The sequence below is a fragment of the Actinosynnema sp. genome, assembly GCF_052038725.1.
Window position 1 is genome coordinate 1 of the sequence record NZ_JBQGCX010001190.1, and the last position, 2,482, is coordinate 2,482.

Annotated in this window: 2 protein-coding genes; both read right to left on the minus strand. The window is 77.2% G+C overall.

From position 1 onward, the window contains the following. On the minus strand, positions 1-1,269 hold a 1,269-nt coding region (locus ACTUAL_RS24930), incomplete at its 3' end, for an O-acetylhomoserine aminocarboxypropyltransferase/cysteine synthase family protein (protein WP_440901956.1). A gap of 142 nt (positions 1,270-1,411) precedes the next feature. Next, positions 1,412-2,482 (minus strand): SDR family NAD(P)-dependent oxidoreductase (locus tag ACTUAL_RS24935; RefSeq protein WP_440901957.1); only part of this gene is annotated, 1,071 nt, incomplete at its 5' end.

Here is a 2,482-nt window from a genome sequence, read left to right on the forward strand (position 1 = left end):
CGTCACCCCCGCCGCGACCTGCTCGGCGGGTTCGAGCTGCGCATGCGTGGTCGACGCCGGGTGGATGATCAGGCTGCGCACGTCCCCGATGTTCGCCAGGTGGCTGAACAACCGCACCCGGTCCACCAGCCGCCGCCCCGCCTCCAACCCGCCCACCAGCTCGAACGCCACCACCGCGCCCACCCCGAGCGGCAGGTAGCGGCGTCCGGCGGCGTGCCACGGGTCGTCGGGCAGCCCCGCGTAGTGCACCCGCGCGACCTCCGGCCGCCCGGCCAGCCAGCGCGCCACGACCCCCGCGTTGGCCACGTGCCGCTCCACCCGCAGCGACAGCGTCTCGATGCCCTGGAGCAGCAGGAAGCTGTTGAACGGCGACGCGGCGGGCCCCAGGTCGCGCGCCAGCCTGGCCCGCAGCCGCAGCGCGAACGCCAGCTCGCCGAAGTCCGCCGCGAACACCACGCCCCGGTAGCCGGGGTCGGGCTCGGTGAACTGCGGCCACCGGTCGGGGTCGGCGGCGTAGTCGAACCGCCCGCCGTCCACGACCGCGCCGCCGACGCTGCTGCCGTGCCCGGCCAGGAACTTCGTGGTCGAGTGCACCACCACGTCGGCCCCGTGCTCCAGCGGCCTGCACAGGTACGGCGTCGGCACGGTGTTGTCCACCACCAGCGGCACGCCCGCCGCGTGCGCGACGTCCGCGACCGCGCGCAGGTCCAGCACGTTGCCGAGCGGGTTGCCGACGACCTCGGCGAAGAACGCCCTGGTGTTGGGCCGCACGGCCGCCCGCCACGCGGCCGGGTCGTCGGGGTCGGCCACGAAGTCGACGCCGATGCCCAGCTCGGTGAACGTGTGGGCGAGCAGCACCCGCGTGCCGCCGTAGAGGGCGGCGGAGGCGACGACGTGGTCGCCGGTGCGGGCGAGGTTGAGCAGCGCCAGGGTGATCGCGGCCTGGCCGCTGGCGAGGACGACGGCCGCGACCCCGCCCTCCAGGTCGGCCAGCCGCGCCTCGGCGACGGCGGTCGTGGGGTTGCCGATGCGGCTGTACGCGTGCGAGTCCAGGTCGCGCAGGGCGCAGACGTCGGCGGCGTGCGCGGAGTCGGCGAACGTGAACGAGGTGGTCTGGTAGATCGGGGTGGCGCGGGCCCCGGTGGCCGGGTCGGGCGCCGCGCCCGCGTGGACCTGCCGCGTCTCGAACGACCAGCGCCGGGCTCTCGCCCCGCCGCCACCGGTGGGGGCGAGGGGCTGCGGCGCTGAGGTGTCGGGAGGCTGGAACACGGTTGCGCAGCGTAGGACGGGGTGCGGCCCACGACGGCCGGAGAAGGCGAAAGATCATCACTTCCAGTGACACCCGGCCAGGCGATGAGCGGAAACGGCCCGGCGATCGTGCGCGACCGCCGGGCAGCCGCCGGGCCGGGCGTCAGCGGTGGCCGGTGGCCCGCACCGCCATGTCCCAGACCAGCGCGCCGAGCACCGGGTCGTCGAGCTGCGGCGAGCCGGGGGCCGGGCGGTCGCCGACGTGGTAACCGGTGGCGCGGGCTCGGGCCGCGATGCGCACGAGCTGGTCGGCCGCGGTCTCCGGGCGCACGAGCAGCGGCCTGGCCAGGAGCGTGAACAGCGCGCCGGGCGCGCCGAGGTGGCGGGCGAAGCCGGTGGCCATGACGCCGGGGTGGAAGTCGGCGACGGGCAGTCCGGGGTTCCGGCGGCCCAGCTCGCGCAGCAGGATGCCGGACACCAGCTTGGCGCGGCCGTAGTCGGCGTACGCGCCGAGCGGGCGCGCGCCGACCGGCAGCCCGTCCACCTCGGACACCGCGAGCGAGGCGCCCCGGTGCGCCCGCGAGGAGGTGGCGACGATCCGGCCGCCCGACAGCGCGGGCAGCAGCAGGGCGTTGAGCAGCCACGGCCCGAGCGCGTTGACCTGGAGCACCGGGTCGACGCGGTCGACGGTGGGCCCGGTGCGGTCGGGGATGCCGCCCGCGTTGGCGGCGAGGACGTCGATCCGGGACAGCTTCGCGAGCAGGTCGTCGGCGAGGGCGCGGACGGTGGCGAGGCTGCTGAAGTCGACCACGTGCCCGGTGACGCCCAGCTCGGCGGCGAGGGCGGCGGTGCGCTCGGGCGAGCGGCCGACGGGGACCACGCGCGCGCCGAGCGCGTGGAAGCGCCGCGCCGCCGCAGCGCCGAGCCCGGAGCTGGCCCCGGTGATCACCACGACGCGGTCGGCCACCGGCTCGTCCGCGTCCACCCGCTCGGCGCCCCACGCGCCGGGCCGCTCCGCGCCGCGGGGAGAGGGGCGGCCTGCCGACCGGCCGGGGTTCCCCGCGCCGGGCCGCTCCGCGCTCCGGCGATCGGGACGGGCGGCGCTCCCGGCGGCACGCCTGCCGGGCTCCCCCGCGCCAGCCCGGTCAACGCTCAGGGGACCTGCCTGGTCAACGCCCTGGGAACCGGGCCGGTCAGCGCTCGGGGAGCTGGTCCGCTCACTGCCCTGGAAACC